The organism is Halobacterium bonnevillei, from assembly GCF_009831555.1.
GTDB classification, from domain to species: Archaea; Halobacteriota; Halobacteria; order Halobacteriales; family Halobacteriaceae; genus Halobacterium; species Halobacterium bonnevillei.
Genome location: NZ_WUUU01000043.1, coordinates 1 through 19,049, shown reverse-complemented (window position 1 = coordinate 19,049; position 19,049 = coordinate 1). Strand labels below are relative to the sequence as shown.

Here is a 19,049-nt window from a genome sequence, read left to right as displayed (position 1 = left end):
CGGGCGCTGGTGGCGTCACGGGCGCGAGCGCTCTGGGACGTGGAGCTGCCGCTCGTCTGGCCGGGCGTCCTCGCGGGCGCGGCGTTCGCGTTCGCAATCAGCATCGGCGAGTTCGACGCCACCGTCCTGCTCGCCGGCGACCAGTCGTACACGATGCCGGTCGCACTGAAGCGCTATCTCGTCGACCGCACCGCGGGTCCGAGTGTCGGGCCCGCCGCGGCAATGGGGACGGTCCTGCTCGTGGTGACGGCGGCGAGTTTCGTGGTCATCGACCGCGTCGGCGGGAGGTATCGACCGTGACCGGGATAGTACTCGAGCCTTACGGGGTGCGTACGTGATGACGTGCACGCTGGCCGCTATCCGCGGGGTGACTGGACGGTGACGGGACTCGAGCTGGACGGCGTGACGCGCGCGTTCGAGGAAACGACCGCCGTCGACGACGTATCGCTGTCCGTGCGGGACGGCGAGTTCTTCACGCTCGTCGGGCCGTCGGGCTGCGGGAAGACGACGACGCTGCGCCTCATCGCGGGGTTCGAGCCGCCGGACGCCGGCGACGTCAGGTTCGGCGACGAGTCGATGACGGGCGTGCCGCCCGAGGAGCGCGACGTCGGCATCGTGTTCCAGACGTACGCCCTGTTCCCGCACATGAGCGTCGCGGAGAACGTCGCGTACGGCCTGCGGTTCCGCGACCCGCCAGCGGGGCAGACTACCGAGGAGCGCGTCGACGAACTGCTGGAGCTCGTGGACCTCGGCGGGTTCGGAGACCGCGACCCCGACGAGCTGTCGGGCGGCCAGCAACAGCGCGTTGCGCTCGCCCGGGCGCTCGCTCCCGGGCCGAGCGTCCTGCTACTCGACGAACCGATGAGCGCGCTCGACGCGCGCCTGCGCGAGCGGTTGCGCGTCCAGGTGAAACAGATCCAGTCGGACCTAGACATCACGACGGTGTACGTCACGCACGACCAGAGCGAGGCCCTGGCCATCTCCGACCGCGTCGCCGTGCTGAACGCCGGCCAGGTCGAACAGGTCGGGACCCCCGAAGCGGTGTACCGGGAGCCGGCGTCCCGGTTCGTCGCTGAGTTCGTCGGCGACAACAACGTCTTCGACGGTGCTCTTCCAGTCGAAACGGAGGGGTCTTCAGTGCGCGTGCAGGACGTCGAGTTCCACGTCGAGGAAGCCATCGACGGCCGGACGACCGTCTGTGTCCGCCCGGAGAACCTGTTGTTCGACTGCAACACCAACCAGTTCCCGGTTCGCGTCGAGAACGTCGAATTCCTCGGGGACGCCTACCGCGCGCACTGTGACTGGGACGGCCGCGACGTCCTCGTGAAGACCCGCGACGAACCGCCGTCCGGGGACGCGGTCGTCGGATTCGACCCCGCCGACGCGACGTTGCTCTGAGGCGTGTCGAGAACGACTGTCCCAGTATCTCGGTGTGTCAGGGCGCGACGCCGACTGTGAGGAGCGTGCCGAGCGTGCGGTAGCGTTCGACCATGTCCTCGCGGGTCTCGAAGCCCTCGTAGGGGAACTCGCGACCGGGCGGAATCTCTATTTCGCGGTCCGGGACGTTGTCCTGCTCGGCGACGTGGAGGCCCGCCGCCCGGAACGCCTCGCGGTAGTCGGCCTTGTCCCAGCGCGTCATCTCCACCGTGATGTTGTCCTGCCAGTCGTGGCTGTGGACGTTCTCCTCGTAGTAGTTCACCGCACAGTAGAACGTTCCGCCGGGCCGCAGCACGCGCCGCACCTCCTCGAGGGTCTCGTCGGGATCGCTGGCGTAGTAGAACGCCTCCATGCTGAAGACGTGGTCGACGCTGTCGTCGGCGAACGGCAGGCTCCCGAAGTCGCCGACGACGTACCCGATGCGGTCGTCGTCGGTGTACGACCGCGCGTTGCGCGTCATCTCGGGCGCCCCGTCGAGGCCGTATCCGCGTGCGACGCCGCGCTCCTGGAGCGCGCGCAGCGCGTACCCGCTCCCCGTGCCGAGGTCCAGGATGACGTCATGGGCTTCGACCGGCATCCGCGCGAGCACGTGCTTGGCCGTGTGCCAGTGGCGGTCCTCCATGCCCTTGTCGCGGCCCGACGCCGCCCACTCGTCGAACTCCTCGCGAACGCTCATGTTTCGGGGGTCGGCGCCGGCCGGCAAAACCCCTCCGGACCCCAACCAGGCTTAAGTGACCGTACACTGATGCGTCGCCAATGACCCGTCTCACTGCAGTACCTGGACGGTGGCGGACACTCGTCCAGCGAACGGGTGCGCCCACTGCGACGGCACTCGCCGCCACTGGGGGGTACGTCGGTGCAAGCGGCGCCGCGTTCGGCCTGCTCGGCTGGCTCTCCGGACAGTCCCCGCGTCGCCGGCTCCCGACGATTCCGCCGGCGCCGGCGTGGGTCGTCACCATCTTCGTCACCGCGGCGTCCATCATCGCCGTCGCCGTGTTCGGTGTCGGCGCGTTCGGCATCGGCCACGTCCCCCACGTGGGCGCCGTCGTTGCTGGTGCTGCAGTCGGCTGCCTGTCCCGGTAACCGAACCCGCAGCGTTTTCCCGGTGCTGTCCGACGCACGGATATGACCGGTCGAAGCAAGCGCTACCGGGTCGCGGACACCGCCCAGCAGGTCGTCGGCGGGTTCCTCCTCGCGGGACCGTTCGTCGTCACCGAGGAGGTGTGGCTGCTCGCCGACCGAATGCAGTGGTACCACGTCCTCACGACAATCGTCGTCGTGTTCAGTATCGGGTACGGCGCCCTCTACGAGGCCGACGACGACCGCGACCCCGACCGGGAAGCCGACGTCGCCGGGATTCCAATCCGGTTCGTCTCGCTGATGGCTGTCGCGTACGGCGCCGTCCTCGTTCTCGCGCTCGCCGTCACCGCGCCCACGACGTTCGCCACGCAGCTCGCCCTCGGGACGGAGACGGGTGTGGTCGCGGCGCTCACCGCGAAGGCGGTCTGCGTCGGTGCCATCTTCAGCGTCGTCGGCGCCGCCACCGCCGACAGCGTGTTCTGAGGCGGTCGAGTCGCCCCGCCGCAGTTATCGACCGAAGTTCCCGCAGGGCCGTGCTGTGCCGCGATTCCGGGAATCGAGAGACTGCGGCCGGCTCGCTAACCCGAAAGGGTAAGACGGCGTGGGCGCTTCCCTGCGGTATGGACTACGACCTCGCCATCGACGGCGCACCCGACTCCGTCCCAGGCGGGACCGTCGTGCTGCTGCTCCACCCGAGCACCGGCGAGACGGACCGCATCGACACCGACTTCCTGAAGATCGACACCGACCACTTCCTCGTCGTCTCCACGCGAACCACCGCCCGCGAGGTCACGCAGAAACTCGAGTACTACGACGTCGACGAGGACAGCGCCGAAATTCTGGACACGCTGTCTGTCGACCGCGGCTACTCGCGGCGCGGCGCCAGCCACGTCCACTACGTCCACGCGCCAGACGACGTCGACGGCATCCTCGCCGCCGTCGAGCAGTTCCTCACGGACAACCCCGGCAAGCGCCGCATCAGCTTCGACTCGCTCACCGAGCTGGCGTACTACGCCGACGAGGACAGCGCGCTCGACGCGCTCGGCCGGCTCGGTGACCTCCTCGACGAACACGACGCAGTCGCTCTCGTCCACGTCTCCGACGAGGTTCACGAGGCCGACGTCCTCGACGAGTTCCGCGAGCAGAGCGACGTCGTCGTCGAACTCGACCAGGACGGCAACGTCGCCGCGGAGTACTGACGAGCGGACAGCGAAGACAGGGACGCCGACAGCGGACGAGAACAGCGCGCCGACAGCGAACAATAGAACCGCACCGACACCGAACAATCGAAGCGCGCCGTTACTCGTCGTCGGTCGCGTCGAAGACCTTCTCCGCCCACTTCACCGCGTAGTCGGCGCCGTGGCGACGGTACGCGACCGAGTCGAGCGCGGCGAACGGCGCGGGAACGTCGACGTCGTGTTTCACGGCGCTGCACGCGAGTTCGCCGGCGTCCGAGAACGAGGTCTCGCCGCGCGCGACCTCCCCGGGAAGGCCGTCGAGGCGGTCGGTGAGACGTTCGCCGGCGTCCACCCAGGCGTCGTGGAGCCCCGGATAGTCGTCGTCCCAGGACGCGAACTCCGCGCGCGTGTGCAGGCCGCGGAAGGCGTCGCAGCACGCGGCGGCGAGCTGGTAGACCGCGGCGGGGCCAGCGTCGACGGCGTCGGCGAACGCGAGATAGTCGTCGCGAAGACGCCGAGGAACTGCTCGGGGAGGTCGAGGCCGGCTTCGACGAGCGCTTCCGCGACGAGGAACGACTCGAAGTCCGCCGGCGTGCCCTCGATGCGAGCTTTCACGAAGACGACCGGCGGGTCCGTCTGGGTCGTCCACGCGACAGCGCCGTCCCCGGGCGACCCGACGACGAAGTCCCCGGACGCGATGCGGGACAGCGTCTGTGGCGCGTCGCCCGGCAGCCAGTCGGTGCTGTACTCGTGTGGCGTGATTTCGTCGGTGAGGAGTGCGAGGTCGTCGCGGTGCTCCGGCGGCAGCGTCTGGAAGTCCCGGTCGCAGTCCAGTACGAGCGCGCCGGGCGCGTACGCCTCCCTGACCCCCGCCAGTTCCCCGGAGAGGTCGCGCTCCGTGAACATCTACGCGACGCTGGCGACGATGACTAGCGAGAGGATGGCGGCGATGACGATCGTACCGACGACGTACCTCGTTGCCGTGCTCATACCTGAGCGTTCGCCCGCTGCGACTTAAATTGTCCACGTTCGGCGGAGCGCAGCCCCGGTGGCGGTGCCGTCTCGGTTCGGACAGGCCGGGAGAACCCATCAGTCCGCTTCTGTCGGGGTCTTCGCGCCGTACGCGCGCCAGGCGCCCGACCGGAACCGGAGGAAATTGATCGCGGCACGGGCGTACATGTCACCGAGGATGGCGGCGAACACGGCCGTCAGTCCGAGGCCGAGGCCCGGCGAGACGGCCGGTATCGTGACGAAACCGAGCGCGAACGGGCCGACGCCGAAGCCGACCGGGAGCGCGACGAGCGCAAGCGGGAGTCTGACGACGTACGTCCCCAGAATGCTGCCGTAGAACGGCCAACGGGTGTCGCCCGCTCCGCGGAGGCCGCCGCGGAGCGTCCGCGAGATGGAGAACCCGGCGACGCTCACGCCGAACACGCGGATGAACGTCACGGTGAGGTCGAGGTTGCTGGCGTCGAACGCGCGAGCGAGCGGGACTGCCGCGGCGACGATGCCCGCGCCGATGAGCAGCTGGGTCGCCAGCGCGATTCGCAGCGTCTGCCAGCCGTAGTCGGCGGCCTCGTCGGGCTCACCGGCGCCGAGTTGCTGGCCGACGAGCGTCGAGGACGCCGTCGAGTACCCCCACGCGGGCATCAGCGCCAGCAGCATGATTCGTCGGCCGATCGCGTACGCTGCGACGACCGGCGTCCCGAGCACGCCGAGCACGAACAGGAAGGGGAACCGGCCGAACGTCCGGGAGAGCCGGGTGCCTGCAAGCGGGAGCGCCACGCGCACGATTTCGCGTGCGACCCCCCAGTCCCACTGTTTGCCGCCGAGGCGCAGAGTGACGCTCCACCGCCCCGACAACAGAATCGCGAAGAACACGACGGCGGCGAGCGTGTTTGCGAGCGCGGTCCCCCACGCCGCACCCACGACGCCGAGTTCCGGGAACCCGAACAGCCCGAAGATGAGCAGCGCGTTCAGCGCGAGGTTCGTCGGAAGCGTCACGATTCGCACGTACATCGGCGTCTTCGTGTCCCCCGCGCCCGCGAGTGCACGCGCCGCCGTCATACTCCAGAACCGGAACGCGACGGCCAACATCACGACCCGGAGGTAGTCCGCGCCCAACCGAACGGTCACGGGGTCGCTGGCGAGGATTCCGACCATGCGGTCTGCGTACACCCACGTCCCGAGCGTGATGGGAACGGAGAGCAACAGCGACAGCCACAGCGACTGCTTGATCGCGAAGTCGGCTTCCCGGTCGTCTTCGGCACCCTTCAGCCGGGAGACAACGCTGATCGTGCCGCTTGTGAGCGCGAGCGCGAGACCGAACGGGATGAAGTAGAACTGGAACCCGAACTCGAGGGCTGCGACGGCGGCTTCGCCCGCGGCGATGCTCACCATCAGGAAGTCCGTCGTCCGGAGGACCGTCCGCAGGCCGCCCGACACCATCGCGGGGAGCGCGAGGTCGAACGCCTCCTCGCCTTTCCGCCGGTCGACGAGCCCCAATCGCGCGAGCAGCGCCGGGAAGGCGGCGACGACCGACTCGACCTGGTCGCGGAACGCAGCCAGGGTCGCCGCCGCGGAACCGCGAATCGTCATCTATCGGAGTGGAACGCCCGTGTCGGAAAACAACTTCGGCACCCGGCAATCGGCCGGGGATTCGGGTCGCAGAACGTTGGGATCGCCCTCAACGACCCTGATTCGAAAATGTCGCCCGGTAGAATCGGGACTGGGGCTGCCGAATACCCGAAAATGGGACTGGCTGTTTGGGGATCTATTCGTCGTCAGTCTCCCAGGCGTCCGGGACTTCGATGACGTACTGGCCGTCCTCCTGGAGCGCGATGATGTACTCCTGGCGGTCGTACAGCTCCATGAGGTTGAGCTCGTACTGGCCGGGGGCGACGATGCGGATGGACTCGAACTGGTCGTTTAGTTCCGAGCGCAGGTCCTCGAGGTCCGGGCGGTTCTCCGGCTCGTCTGGTTCCTTGACGACGCGGCCCTCGGACGGCGCGTCTGGCAGGGAGTTGCGGTCGACGACCTCGCTTCGCGCGTCTGCCTGCGCAGTGTCCTCCTCCTCGGCCATATCCGCGTCGACACCCGTCTGCGCGTCGGCGCCCGGGTCCGCTCCGAGCGAGGAGTTTGTGGACGGATCGGGGTCCGCGCCCGGCGCTGTGTCAGAACGCCGCGTCGTATCAGCTCCCGGCGGGGTACTCGCTCCCGGAGACGCCTCCGAGCCGGTTGCTGGCTCGGCCCCCGACGCGGACTCGGCGCTGGATACCTGTTCGTCGCCGGCATCGCCCGCCGTTTCCCCTGCAGCGGGGTCGGAGTCACCGAGTTCGATTCCCGACGACTCCGCGGTGACGGCGTCCGGGTCGACGTCGTTTGTCGACGGCTCGTCGGGACTTGTACGCGCTGCGGGCTGGCTCGGGTCGCTCGTGACGGCGTCCCGGACCCTGTTCGCGGCGCGGCCGACTGCGCTCGTCACGGACCCGCCCTCCTGTTCGGGCGGCTCCGCATCAGCCGGCGGTTCCTCGTCGGGGATGTCCCCCGGGTGGTACTGGAACTTGTTGCCGCCGCAGTCCGGGCACCCCGAGAGCATCTCCTTCGAGCCGTCCGCGAAAACGTGCCCGCAGTTCGTACACTGGTGGGGCATTACTTGCGGGACACGAGCGCACTGATGAGCGTCTCGTCTTTGTGCAGCGACTGGATCTGGTTCGCCGGCCCGATGACCGTGAGCTTCGACGACGACTGCTTGCCCATCAGTCGGCCGAGCAGCGACGTGTCGTTGGTCTCGGACTGCGGGAAGCTCTCGATCTCGATGCCCGTGAAGTCGTCCGGGTTGATCTCGGTCATCGTCACCTCGATGAGCTTCGACTCCTCGTCGGGCGTCAACCCGGTCTCGAGGACGACGATCTTGCCGTCGCGCACGCCGTCGAGAATCATCCGGATCTTCTCCATGGACGTCTTGCCGGACATCCGCGCGCCGCTGATGAGGTCGATCTGGACGCCGTCGCCCGGGCCGCCCTCGCTGGTGGTTTCAGGCATAGTAGGTCACCCGAAGTACTCCGCAATCTTCTCGTAGACCTCGTCCATGTTCTCGCCCTCGAGCGCCGAGAGCGGAATCGTCTCGTGTTGCGGGAACGCGTTCGACACGCGCTGGATGTTCGACTCCCCGAGGTCGGTCTTGTTCGCGAGGATGAGCACCGGGAGGTCGCGGCTCTCGATGATGCCGATGAGCATCGTGTTCACCTGCGTGAACGGGTCCTCGGTGGAGTCGAGGACGTAGATGACGCCGTCGACGTCCTCGCGGAGCCAGTGCATCGCTTCCGCGACGCCTTCCGTCGCCTCGCGGGACCGGCGGACGGCTTCGTCTTTCTCCATGTCGTGTTCGAGGAACTCCGAGTAGTCGACTTTCGTCGTGACGCCCGGCGTGTCCACGATGTCGATGTTGACGGTTTTGCCGTTGCGCTTGATTTCGACGTTCTCCTTTCTGCGTGCGCGTCGCGTCTCGTGCGGGATGTGGCTCTCGGGCCCGACCGCGTCGCCGGTCCAGTCGCGAGCGATCCGGTTCGCGAGCGTTGTTTTGCCGGCGTTAGGCGGCCCATAAATGCCGATTCGTTTCGGTTCCGAGTCGTCGGCAAACAGGCTCGCCGACACCCGGGAGATACTGGATCTGAGTTCTGCGAACAGTCCCATCCTTGACCTCCATACGCACCCGGCGCCTTGTATGCTTGACGCAGGATACGGACGGTTACTTGGTGAAAACCGTCGAACCGACTTAAACTTACGTCAGACGCCGCGATTCCCGAGAGTAGCCCGCGTTTACTGCGAGTCGAAGCGCAGTGGTCGATGAAAACTGCAGTCCCAGAGGAATCGTCATCGGGAGTGACCGTTGCAACCTCAGCGACTCGTCGACCGAATACAGCTACGGACGAACTGATCAGTACTGAGTAACAGACCAGTATGGACGAACAGACCATCCCGAATGACGAATGTCGAAGGTCGAACGTCAAATGGCAGATGGAATGAATTCGCGTAGTTTGGAATGTTGACCGGTATCCGGTTCCAGGTGCGTAATTCTGCGAACTCTATCGTTGAAGCCGATGTATCGAACCAGTGGAGACGATCTGATTCGGGTGCGCTAAGTGATGGGCTGAGACTGAGTGATGGGCTGAGACTGAATTGAAAACGGTGGCCGAGTGAGGATAGTTGGAGCGGTTGCGTGCAGTTGAAACGATAGGTCGGTCGGTACTGCGGCAGGGTAGACGATTCGTTCGAGTGAAAAACACGCCCGTCCGACGGGATATTGCCCCGAACTGTCAGGGTGGTCGGACGGGATCGCCGAACGAGCGACCGAACAGACGAGGCCCCCACCCCCTTGTTTCGACTGGAACAGCGATACACTCCACGAGACGTCGAGCCGGAACGGGAGAGAGACCCGGAACGAACCTAGAACTAGACCAGTACCGTATGTGAATAATTGAGATAAGCTATATTGCGGTTATTGTTTTTGAGTATCTGTCTTAGGTGTTTCCCTTCTCTAGAGTCGCTGTCGGGTGGGTGGGCTGTTTCCCGTCTCCACCTGAAACGAAGGGGTGGGGGGCAGACCCCCGTCCAACATCTCGACCCCACCGTTTCGGATGGAACACGAATCCGCCACCGGATTCACTGGGTCTTGACACTGTTCACGACGCCGTATTCGGAGAATCGCGTCGGTGTCGAGGGCGCCCACAGCGGTGTCGCTGGTCAGTCAGCGTGTCGGGTCCCGCACTCGAAACGCCGGCGTCGCTCGGTTTCGCTCACCGCGACGCCGTCGATGCACTCGGGACTCCGTTCGAACCGCGGCTACACTCGGCTTCCCTCGTGCGATTATCGAGGCCTCAACCGATCCCGTCTTTCGGTCACGACAGGTTCGGCCTCGACCCATCGAAACTTATTAGTCACTCACGTTTCCATTGGTTCATCTGCATCAACTGGAGCGCCCCGTCACAGAACCGGCACGAACGCCCCGTTCTCGGCGGTCTGTGGCCCGCTGTCGTCGCGCGGCGCTCTCCACCCGAAACGAGGGGGTACCGACGTAACTCATGACAGACCAACCGCCGACGGACGGCCGACGCACTGCCGACCGGGACTTCGAGGTCGACCTCGACGACGTCCTCGAAGACGACGAGGGCGAGGAAGGCCTCTTCGACGACCTGCTGAGCGGCGAGCCCATCTTCGAGAACAAGGAAGTACTCCGGCCGTCGTACACGCCACACGAACTCCCGCACAGGAACGACCAGATCAACAACATGGCGACGATTCTCGTCGCCGCACTGCGCGGCGAGACGCCGTCGAACATCCTCATCTACGGGAAGACGGGGACCGGGAAGACCGCGAGCGCGAAGTTTGTCAGCCAGGAACTCGAACGGACATCCCAGAAGTACGACGTCCCCTGCGAGGTCGAGTACATCAACTGCGAGGTCACTGACACCCAGTATCGCGTGCTCGCGCAGCTCGCGAACACGTTCATCGAACAGAACCGCGCATTCGTCGACGAGCGCGTCCAGGCGCTCCAGGACCTCCGCAACGAGGCCGAGAGCAACCCCGCCGTCCTCGACACGCAAGCGGCCGACCCCGACGGTGCGGACGCCAGAGCGTCCACCGCAGACGCCAACCCCCGGGAGCCCGACCCGAAACCGGTCGACCCCGACACCCCCAGTTTCGACTCTGTCGACGCCATCGACGAGCGCATCGAGGCGCTCCTGCAGGAGAAATCCGAGATGGAGGACGTCCCGATGACGGGGTGGCCGACAGACCGCGTGTACACGCGCTTCTTCGAAGCCGTCGACTACGTCGAACGCGTCGCCGTCATCATGCTGGACGAGATCGACAAACTCGTCGAGAAGTCCGGCGACGACACCCTCTACAACCTCTCCCGGATGAACTCCGAACTGCAGAACTCCCGGGTCTCGATCATCGGGATCTCGAACGACCTCAAGTTCACTGACTTCCTCGACCCCCGCGTGAAGTCCTCGCTGGGCGAGGAAGAGATCGTGTTCCCGCCGTACGACGCAAACCAGCTCCGGGACATCCTCCAGCACCGCTCGGAGGTCGCGTTCAAGGACAACGCGCTCTCCGAGGACGTCATCCCGCTGTGTGCGGCGTTCGCCGCCCAGGAGCACGGTGACGCCAGGCGCGCGCTCGACCTCCTGCGGACCGCGGGCGAACTCGCGGAACGCGACCAGGCGGAGGGCGTCACCGAGGAACACGTGCGTCGCGCGCAGGACAAGATCGAACTCGACCGCGTCGTCGAGGTGGTCAGGACGCTCCCGACGCAGAGCAAACTCGTCCTGTACGCCATCCTCCTGCTGGAGGACAACGGCGTGCACAACGTGAACACGGGCGAGGTGTACAACATCTACAAGACGCTGTGCGACGAGCTCGACGCGGACGTCCTCACGCAGCGCCGGGTCACGGACCTCATCAGCGAACTCGACATGCTCGGCATCGTCAACGCCGTCGTCGTCTCGAAGGGGCGCTACGGCCGCACGAAAGAAATTTCGCTGTCAGTTCCGGTCGAGGAGACCGAGGCCGTTCTCGAAGCGGACTCCCGCCTCAGCGACATCGAGAACGTCACGCCGTTCGTCCAGGCGCGCTTCGAGAACTAACAGACGCTCGTCGGGACAGGTCGCCCCTTCGTTTCGTCAGCAACAGTACCTGACCCCCGTTGTTTCTAGTGGAGACTACACGACGGCGTCACTACCGCGTTCCAATAGAAACGACGGTGTGGTCCCGAACCACAGTCCCCTGAGTCGTCTTCAGGCCCGGTCGAACCGGATCAGCCCAGGAGGTAGCGCAGCCACGCGTTGTTGGCCACGAAGTCGGTGTCCTCGAGCCAGCCGTCCAGGCCGAGGATGCGACCCGCGCCGAACGCGGCGACCGCGAGGAACACGAGCATGTACGCGAAGTCGCCGTTCACGTAGCCGTGTTCGACGCCCCAGTTCCCGAAGTAGAACATGAGCATCATGAACGCGCCCCAGAACGCGGCGAGTCGCGTGAACACGCCGACGATCAGGGCGAGGCCGATGAGCGTCTCGCCGAACGGCACGGCGACGTTCACGAAGTCGAGGAACACCGGCGTGTTCGCCATCCACGCGAACATCCACTCGAGGGGGTTCCCGTTGGTCGACGCGACGTTCCCGAGATAGCCGCCCGCGCTGAAGCTACCGGACAGTACCTTGTCGAGGCCGGAGTGCAGGAACGCGTACCCCATCATCAGCCGGAGTGCGAGGACGAACCACGCGCTGAGGCTGTGGGCCTGGCCGCGGACAGTCACGCCACCGAGGCGGGATTCGAACACGTTCGCGCCGGCGCTCCGGGCGGTTGATTGTGTCATTGTCAGTCACCTATCAACTGATAGGCTGTGGGGGTAGTAAGCCGCTCCTGTGATTCTTCGGCCGCGAGAACCGTTCTCGTCGCGTGGGAATATATGTTCCCAGCGCCTGGGAACGGCACCACGATTTAACCGAACGGGTCTCTGAGTACGCGAGTGATGCGTGCTCCGCTCGGGACGGACGACACGCCTGACCTCCAGGACGTCCTCAACGCCCTGGACGACGAAGGATGCAGACGCATCATCGAGGCGCTCGACGAACCCATGACGGCCAAGGAGCTCTCCGAGAAGTGCGACATTCCGCTGTCGACGACCTATCGGAAACTCGAACTTCTGACTGACGCGGCACTCCTCGAGGAGCGAGCGGTCCTCCAGCCTGACGGCCACCACACGACGGAATACGACCTCGTCTTCGAGGAAGTGATCATCCAGCTGGACGGGAACCGGAACCTGGACGCCGGCATCACGCGACCGTCGGCGTCGACGGACGAGCGCCTCGAGACGCTCTGGGCGGAGGTGAGCAAGGAAACATGACACACTACACGATGCTGGTCGCGCTGAAGTCGATAACGCTCCTGCTCGGCGGCGCAGTCACGTACTTCGCGGTGAAGGCGTGGCAACGCACGGGGTCGCCGGCGCTCCGGTCGCTTGCCATCGGGTTCGGATTCGTCACGCTCGGGTCCCTCCTGGCGGGCGTCGCCGACCAGTTCATCGGGCTCGGACAGACGCCCGCCGTGTTGACCGAGAGCGCGCTGACGGCAATCGGATTCGCCGTCATCGTCTACTCGCTGTACGTCGAATAGGACCGCACTGTACGTCGACTACGTCCTCGTTGTCCGTCGACAAGCAGCCGCGCAGAACGACGACCAGGTAGGTAGAACGACGACCAGGTAGGTAGATACACGCGCACGCACGCGGTCCGGAAACGCAAAAATCGGACTGTATTCTCGGGGGTGCGTGGCGTTGGCGTCAGGTGACCGGGGAGAGCGCAACGTCAGTGTCGTTGCCGGCGGCCGCCAGCGAATTCCCGTTCGTGGACGCATCGACCGTCGTCGTCCCGGGCGTGAAACTGCCGGCTACGGTCAGTCGAACCCAGCCGAGGTACGGGATGCGGTACTCCGCGGTCCCGCGAATCCAGGCGGGCTTGACGGGCGAGGAGATGCCTCGCGCCTGGTCGTAGTAGTTGTTCGTGACGTCGTTGTCGCCTTTGGTGATGAAACCGGCGTGGGGCGCGGGACAGTTCCGGAGGTCGCCGCAGTCGTCGGCGCTCACGTAGTCCGGATTCGCCCTCTCGTACCAGTTCTCGCCCTCCTCGACCCAGAAGTGCGTGCGATGGATCACTGGCGTGGTGCGACCGTTGCCGCCTGGTTCGTAGACGACGACGTCTCCGTAGCCACCGAACTTCCGGTAGTCGTTACCGTCGGCCTCCTGGCGGGGGACGATGCCGGTGTCCCCGTAGGCGTAGTCGGGACTGAAGCGCTGTTCGTCCATCACGAACACGAGGTCGCCGCGTTCCATGTTCGGTTCCATGCTCCCGCTCTCGACGGCGACCAGCGGGGGCCAGACGCCGCTGACCGCGAACAGCAGCATGCCGACCATCGCGACAGTGAGCGCGCTGCTGGCGGCCTCGCGGAAGAACATGATGGCGGGATGATCGGTTCGGAGGAACCAGACGACGGCGTCCCGTGGGCCGCCGCGGGGGTTGGGCACGTCGTCGCCAGGAGTCATCTACCCAGTGTTCGACTGTGTCGCGTTTCAACCTTCCCCTCTGGCCCGATTCACGTGCCTCCAGGATCGGGCGTCGCGAAGGTCGGGGCCTCCCTAGCGGCAGGCCAGTGAACCACGGAGAACCGGGCGGACCGCCATGCTTTTGCTCGCGCTCACCGTGCTGACGTGGTGTGCCGCGAGAGCCACCCGTGCGGGTCGTACGCGAACTCACCAGCTACGGGTACAACGCAGAACGCGAGGCCGTCACGCTCCTAGCGGGTGCATCGGACCCCGCGGCCGCAGTCGAGCGCGCAGTCGAGCACGCGCCCAACGACGCGCTCACACTGACCACTGACCACGTTCGCGACGTCCTCGAGACCGCCACGCCGACGACCACGTCTGAACGGGACGTCGCAACTGACGCCGACGAGGATGCGACTCCGACGGATTCGACGCCGTCCGCCGGTGCGGCTGCGTCCGTCCAGCAGGAAGCGCCAACCACCACTTCGTCTGGAATCGAAACGGCGGCAGAGACAGACACTGAATCGACGTCTCCAGGTGAAACGAAGGGGGTTGGGAGCGAGTCACAATCGGGCGAGTCGACGCGGACCGTCGGAGACGACCACTCCGAGCGCAGCATCGAGGTTCACGGCGACATCACCGGCGAGTCCACGGGCACGGGCGAGTACCAGGACTTCGTGACGACGTTCCGCGACCGCTACGACCGCCTCTCGAAGAAACTCCGCGGGCGCGTGAACCACCGGCCGACGGACGCCCTGGACTCGATGCCAGGCGGCAGCGACGCCGCCGTCGTCGGCATGGTCAACGACATCCGGTCGACCGCCAGCGGCCACTGGCTCGTCGAACTCGAGGACACGAACGGCGTGTTCCCCGCGCTCGTGATGAAGGACCGCGACATCGCCGCCCACGTCGACGAACTCCTCATGGACGAAGTCATCGCCGTCGAGGGCACGCTCTCGGACGACGGCGGCATCATGTTCGCGGACGACCTCTACTTCCCGGACATCCCCCGGACGCACCGCCCGTCGACCGCCGACCGCCACGTCCAGGCGGCACTCATCTCCGACGTCCACGTCGGCAGCCAGGAGTTCGCCGCCGACGCCTGGGCGGCGTTCGCGGACTGGCTGCACACCCCCGAGGCCGAGGCCGTCGAGTACCTCCTCGTCGCCGGGGACATGGTCGAGGGCGTCGGCGTCTACCCCGACCAGGACGACGAACTCGACATCGTCGACATCTACGACCAGTACGAGACGTTCGCGGAGCACCTCAAGGACGTCCCCGGCGACATGGAGATCGTCATGATCCCCGGGAACCACGACGCCGTCCGCCTCGCCGAACCCCAGCCCGCGTTCGACGAGGAACTGCGCTCCATCATGAGCGCCCACGACGCCCGCTTCACGGGCAACCCCTCCACTGTCACCGTCGAAGGCGTCGACGTCCTCATGTACCACGGCGTCTCCATCGACGAGATCATCGCCGAGTTCCCCGACGAGGAGGTCTCCTACGACGCACCCCACCGCGCGATGGAACACCTCCTCAAGAAGCGCCACGTCGCCCCCCAGTTCGGCGGCCGCACCCGAGTCGCCCCCGAGAACAAGGACTACCTCGTCATCGACGACGTCCCCGACGTGTTCCACACCGGTCACGTCCACAAACTCGGCGTCGGCGGCTACCACAACGTCCGCCTCGTCAACTCCGGCTGCTGGCAGCACCAGACAGCCTTCCAGGAATCAGTCAACATCGACCCCGACGTCGCCACCGCCCCCATCCTCGACCTCGACACCCTCGACGTGACTGTTCGCAAGTTCGAGTAACCACTGCTTGCGTTGCGCTCGCGACCTTCGGCCGCTCTCCGCCCACGGGCGCACAGCGCCCGTCTGAACGGCCAGCGAGACTATTGGTCAGACGGGTCGAACGGCGTGCTACCGTTCCTCTCGGAGACGTTATACGTGTACTCGGCCTACATTTGGTTGCAATGGCAGAAGGCAAGGTTGATTTCTTCAACCAGACTGGCGGCTACGGTTTCATCGCGACTGAGGATGCGGACGACGACGTGTTCTTCCACATGGAAGACGTCGGCGGCGCGGACCTCGTCGAGGGCACCGAGATCGAATTCGACATCGAGCAGGCTCCCAAGGGTCCGCGCGCGACGAACGTCGTCCGCGCGTAACTCCGGATTTCTGAACTAACAGCGGTATTTTCCCGAGCATCGACCGCGCAGCGACGCGGCCGCGGCGGATCGGTTTGACACGACGCGTCCGATAGCGACACTCATTGTCGACGTTGTCCGTACGAGCCGGCGATATCGACGGTCACTGGTCCACGTCGTCGTCACGCGCCAGCGATGGCGACGCTCACCGGTCGACGTCGACGCCGCGCTGCCCGAGCAGGTCGAAGAACTCCTCGGGCGAACGCTGGGGGACGTCGTGGCTGTCGGCGCTGTCGCGCTTGCGCTGGCCGGGGTTGTCGCCGACGACGAGGTAGTCGGTGTTCCCCGACACGGACGAGGTGGCGTCGCCGCCGTGGCGTTCGACGAGGTCTTGGAGGTCGGCCCGCGTCCACCCCCCGACGCTCCCGGTGAAGACGAACGTGAGGCCCTCGAGTTCGTCGCCGCCGACCGCGGCCGGGGATTCGGGTTCGCCGAGGCGGTCCTCGTCGCGCAGGCGCTCGACGACGCGCTGATTGTGTTCGTTGTCGAAGAACTCCCGGACGTGGCGCGCGACGACCTCGCCGACGCCGTCCACGCGCTGGAGGTCGTCCACGCTCGCGTCCAGCAGCGCGTCCAGGGTCCTGAACTCCTCGGCGACGTCGCGGGCGACCGTCGGTCCGACTTCGGGGATGCCGATGGCGGCGAGGAACTCGCTCAGCGGCGGGTGGCGGGCGTCGTCGAGTTCCGCCAGGATGTTGCGCGCGCTCGTCTCCCCCCAGCCTTCGAGGGCGGTGATGTCCTCGACGTCGAGGTCGTAGAGGTCGGCGACGTCCTGTTCGACCACCCCTTCCTCGACGAACTGAGCGGCGGCCTCCTCGCCGATGCCCTCCACGTCCAGGACGTCCGCGAAGTACTCGACCGCGCGCACCAGCTGGGCGGGGCACGCCAGGCCGCCCGTGCAGTACGCGATTGGGCCGTCGTACTCCACGTCGCTGCCGCACCGCGGACACTCGTCGGGCATCTCGTACTGCCCTGTAGTGTGGGATGTCACGACCTCGTCCACGTACGGGATGACGTCGCCCGCGCGCTCGACGCGCACCTCGTCGCCGACGTCGACGCCCATCTCCGCAATTTCCGCGGGGTTGTGGAGGCTCGCGCGGGAGACGGTGACGCCGCCGACCGCCACCGGTTCCAGGAGCGCGACCGGCGTGAGCCGGCCCGTCCGGCCCACCTGTACCACGACGTCGGTGACTGTCGTCACTTCCGCGCGCGGCGGGAACTTGTACGCGAACGCCCACCGGTAGTGCCGGGACGTGGTGCCGAGTTCGACGCAGGCCTCGCGGTCGTTGACCTTCACGACCACGCCGTCGATCTCGTAGTCCAGGTCCTCGCGCTGCTCGCCGAGGTCGTGGCGGAACGCGACGGCCTCGTCGATGCCGTCGACGAGGTCCGTGCGCTCGTTGACCTTCAGCCCCCAGTCGGGGAGCGCGCGGTGTTCCGCCCAGTGCGTGTCGAGGCCGGCGTCGAGGCCGCCCCTGGAGGCGTCCGGGTCGATGGCGTCCCGGGACTCGCCGGCGGCGAGAACGTCGTAGAAGAAGCAGTCCAGTGGACGCTCGGCCGTGACGCTCGGGTCGAGCTGTCGGAGCGTGCCGGCGGCCGCGTTCCGGGGATTTGCGAACGGGTCGTCGCCGCGTTCGACGCGCTCGGCGTTGTACGCCTGGAACGCATCCCTGGGGATGTAGACTTCGCCGCGGACGACCAGGAACGCCGGCGGGTCGCCGCGGAGTCGCAGCGGGACGCTCTCGATAGTACGGACGTTCTCAGTGACGTCCTCGCCGGTTTCGCCGTCCCCGCGGGTGGCGGCGCGGACGTACCGGCCGTCCTCGTAGACGATTTCGACGGAGAGGCCGTCGAACTTGGGTTCGCAGACGAACTCGACGTCGCCGACTTCGCGCGCCACGCGGTCCGCGAACTCCCGGACGCCGGCTTCCTCGCCGCTGGAGTCGATGGAGAGCATGGGCGCGACGTGGTCGACGGCTCCGAGTTCGTCGACGGGTTCGCCGCCGACGCGCTGCGTGGGGCTGTCGGCGGTCTGGAGGTCGAACGCGTCCTCGAGTGTCCGGAGGCGCTCGAACAGCTGGTCGTAGGCGTAGTCGGAGATGACGGGGTCGTTCTCGACGTAGTAGCGGAAGTCGTGGTACCGGATCGCCTCCCGGAGCAACTCGACGTGCTCGCGTGCTTCGGACTCGCTGACGTCCTCGACCGGCGGAAAGTCCGTGTCGGGGTCGCGGATGTACGGGTTGTCCTCGGGCGCGTCTTCGAGCACGTCCGCGTCGGCCATGTGGCGGGGTACGAACCCCCGGGTCGTAAGCAGTGGGGGCTGCGAGCCGACGTCCGCGAGCAACTGCGGGACGCCGCGGCGGCGCTACGTTCTCGGGTCGAGTCGCAGTAACGCGGGCAGCGCGAGCGCCGCGAGCAGGAACTCGGCGCCGCCCGCGAGCACGAACGCGGTGGTGAAGTCGTACTGTTCGGCGACCAGCCGCCGCCGACGATGCCGCGAGGAAGCCCAGTGAGCCGGCGACGTTGAAGCCCGCCATGCTGACGCCGCGTTCGCTCTCGCCGGCGATGTCGGTGACGAGCGCCATCGTCGCGGGCGCCATGAGCGCGCCGAGCACGCCGACGACGACCATGCCGCCCTGGGCGACCCACAGCGCGGGCGCGAGGCCGACGCCGAGCACGGCGAGGCCGTAGGTGGCCGAACCGGCGGCGATGGGAATGGTCCGGCCGATGCGGTCCGAGAGCCGGCCGAAGGGATACTGGAGGAGCGCGAACGGCGCGAAGAACAGTCCAAGGGTGAGTCCGACCTCGCCGGCGGAGAGGCCGTACACCTGCCGGAAGTACAGGGTCCCGACGAGCGCGAAGAAGCCGGCGGTGAACCGGTCGATGAACCCGAACGCGAACGGCACGCCCAGGGCCGGTCGGTCAGTGAGCGCGCGGAACCCGGCGCGGAGCGACTCCCCGTGCCCGCTGGGGGCGCGGTCGGTGACGCGAGAGAGACGACGCCCGCGACAGCGAGGACGACGCGCGCGGCGAGGCGCGGGCG

Annotated in this window: 18 protein-coding genes and 2 pseudogenes; 10 read left to right on the top strand and 10 right to left on the bottom strand. The window is 66.8% G+C overall.

Features of this window, described 5'->3' with window-relative positions; translation table 11 throughout:
* Together GRX66_RS07480 and GRX66_RS07475 are read left to right on the top strand one after the other, a co-directional pair.
* On the top strand, nucleotides 1-300 hold a 300-nt coding region (locus tag GRX66_RS07480), incomplete at its 5' end, for an ABC transporter permease subunit (RefSeq protein WP_159525998.1).
* Between the two features lie 78 nt (nucleotides 301-378).
* Complete coding sequence (locus tag GRX66_RS07475; protein ID WP_325063998.1) at nucleotides 379-1,398, top strand: ABC transporter ATP-binding protein; 1,020 nt, start codon at nucleotides 379-381, stop codon at nucleotides 1,396-1,398.
* 37 nt (nucleotides 1,399-1,435) lie between these two features.
* On the opposite strand, the gene GRX66_RS07470 is transcribed toward GRX66_RS07475, so the two are convergent.
* Nucleotides 1,436-2,113: a class I SAM-dependent methyltransferase gene (locus GRX66_RS07470; RefSeq protein WP_159525997.1), complete on the bottom strand. Its 678-nt coding sequence runs from the start codon at nucleotides 2,111-2,113 to the stop codon at nucleotides 1,436-1,438.
* Between the two features lie 80 nt (nucleotides 2,114-2,193).
* Here GRX66_RS07470 and GRX66_RS07465 point away from each other — a divergent pair, with 80 nt between their 5' ends.
* From GRX66_RS07465 to GRX66_RS07455, 3 genes are all read left to right on the top strand, one after another.
* On the top strand, nucleotides 2,194-2,520 hold the full coding sequence (locus GRX66_RS07465) for a rhomboid family intramembrane serine protease (protein ID WP_159525996.1): 327 nt from the start codon (nucleotides 2,194-2,196) through the stop codon (nucleotides 2,518-2,520).
* Nucleotides 2,521-2,562: 42 nt separating this feature from the next.
* Nucleotides 2,563-3,000, top strand: a complete 438-nt coding sequence (locus GRX66_RS07460; protein ID WP_159525995.1) for a DUF2391 family protein — start codon at nucleotides 2,563-2,565, stop codon at nucleotides 2,998-3,000.
* A 137-nt stretch (nucleotides 3,001-3,137) separates the two neighbouring features.
* Nucleotides 3,138-3,716, top strand: coding sequence for a DUF7090 family protein (locus GRX66_RS07455; protein WP_159525994.1), 579 nt, complete (start codon nucleotides 3,138-3,140; stop codon nucleotides 3,714-3,716).
* A 100-nt stretch (nucleotides 3,717-3,816) separates the two neighbouring features.
* Here the strand turns inward: GRX66_RS07455 and GRX66_RS07450 are convergent.
* The 5 genes and pseudogenes from GRX66_RS07450 to GRX66_RS07430 all read right to left on the bottom strand — a co-directional run bounded on the left by GRX66_RS07450 (nucleotide 3,817) and on the right by GRX66_RS07430 (nucleotide 8,390).
* Nucleotides 3,817-4,601: pseudogene (locus GRX66_RS07450) on the bottom strand (DUF7089 family protein).
* A gap of 183 nt (nucleotides 4,602-4,784) precedes the next feature.
* Nucleotides 4,785-6,293 (bottom strand): MATE family efflux transporter, encoded by a 1,509-nt coding sequence (locus tag GRX66_RS07445; RefSeq protein ID WP_159525993.1) that lies wholly within the window; start codon nucleotides 6,291-6,293, stop codon nucleotides 4,785-4,787.
* Nucleotides 6,294-6,468: 175 nt separating this feature from the next.
* Nucleotides 6,469-7,347: an OapC/ArvC family zinc-ribbon domain-containing protein gene (locus GRX66_RS07440; protein ID WP_159525992.1), complete on the bottom strand. Its 879-nt coding sequence runs from the start codon at nucleotides 7,345-7,347 to the stop codon at nucleotides 6,469-6,471.
* Nucleotides 7,347-7,739 (bottom strand): DUF2073 domain-containing protein, encoded by a 393-nt coding sequence (locus GRX66_RS07435; RefSeq protein WP_159525991.1) that lies wholly within the window; start codon nucleotides 7,737-7,739, stop codon nucleotides 7,347-7,349. Before GRX66_RS07435 ends, GRX66_RS07440 begins: the two co-directional genes overlap by 1 nt.
* A gap of 6 nt (nucleotides 7,740-7,745) precedes the next feature.
* A complete protein-coding gene (locus GRX66_RS07430; RefSeq protein ID WP_159525990.1) occupies nucleotides 7,746-8,390 on the bottom strand; it encodes an Era-like GTP-binding protein in 645 nt (214 codons plus the stop codon).
* Nucleotides 8,391-9,778: 1,388 nt separating this feature from the next.
* On the opposite strand from GRX66_RS07430, the gene GRX66_RS07425 reads away from it, so the two are divergent.
* Nucleotides 9,779-11,344, top strand: a complete 1,566-nt coding sequence (locus GRX66_RS07425) for a Cdc6/Cdc18 family protein (RefSeq protein WP_159525989.1) — start codon at nucleotides 9,779-9,781, stop codon at nucleotides 11,342-11,344.
* 170 nt (nucleotides 11,345-11,514) lie between these two features.
* On the opposite strand, the gene GRX66_RS07420 is transcribed toward GRX66_RS07425, so the two are convergent.
* Nucleotides 11,515-12,072 carry a DoxX family protein gene (locus GRX66_RS07420; protein ID WP_159525988.1) on the bottom strand — a complete coding sequence of 186 codons (558 nt, stop codon included), beginning with the start codon at nucleotides 12,070-12,072 and terminating at the stop codon, nucleotides 11,515-11,517.
* 156 nt (nucleotides 12,073-12,228) lie between these two features.
* Here GRX66_RS07420 and GRX66_RS07415 point away from each other — a divergent pair, with 156 nt between their 5' ends.
* On the top strand, nucleotides 12,229-12,603 hold the full coding sequence (locus GRX66_RS07415) for a winged helix-turn-helix domain-containing protein (RefSeq protein WP_159525987.1): 375 nt from the start codon (nucleotides 12,229-12,231) through the stop codon (nucleotides 12,601-12,603).
* Nucleotides 12,600-12,872 (top strand): DUF7521 family protein, encoded by a 273-nt coding sequence (locus GRX66_RS07410; RefSeq protein ID WP_159525986.1) that lies wholly within the window; start codon nucleotides 12,600-12,602, stop codon nucleotides 12,870-12,872. The genes GRX66_RS07415 and GRX66_RS07410 overlap by 4 nt, the downstream gene beginning before the upstream one ends.
* Nucleotides 12,873-13,038: 166 nt before the next feature.
* Here GRX66_RS07410 and GRX66_RS07405 read toward each other — a convergent pair whose 3' ends face one another.
* Nucleotides 13,039-13,797 (bottom strand): S26 family signal peptidase, encoded by a 759-nt coding sequence (locus tag GRX66_RS07405; RefSeq protein WP_201292952.1) that lies wholly within the window; start codon nucleotides 13,795-13,797, stop codon nucleotides 13,039-13,041.
* A gap of 170 nt (nucleotides 13,798-13,967) precedes the next feature.
* On the opposite strand from GRX66_RS07405, the gene GRX66_RS07400 reads away from it, so the two are divergent.
* Nucleotides 13,968-15,611, top strand: a complete 1,644-nt coding sequence (locus tag GRX66_RS07400; protein WP_325063997.1) for a DNA-directed DNA polymerase II small subunit — start codon at nucleotides 13,968-13,970, stop codon at nucleotides 15,609-15,611.
* Between the two features lie 161 nt (nucleotides 15,612-15,772).
* Nucleotides 15,773-15,967 (top strand): cold-shock protein, encoded by a 195-nt coding sequence (locus GRX66_RS07395; protein ID WP_159525985.1) that lies wholly within the window; start codon nucleotides 15,773-15,775, stop codon nucleotides 15,965-15,967.
* Nucleotides 15,968-16,151: 184 nt separating this feature from the next.
* Here GRX66_RS07395 and ligA read toward each other — a convergent pair whose 3' ends face one another.
* Together ligA and GRX66_RS19885 are read right to left on the bottom strand one after the other, a co-directional pair.
* Nucleotides 16,152-18,287 (bottom strand): NAD-dependent DNA ligase LigA, encoded by a 2,136-nt coding sequence (ligA, locus tag GRX66_RS07390; protein ID WP_159525984.1) that lies wholly within the window; start codon nucleotides 18,285-18,287, stop codon nucleotides 16,152-16,154.
* Between the two features lie 259 nt (nucleotides 18,288-18,546).
* A pseudogene (locus GRX66_RS19885) lies at nucleotides 18,547-18,912 on the bottom strand (MFS transporter); the annotation flags it as partial.
* Nucleotides 18,913-19,049 lie beyond the last annotated feature (137 nt).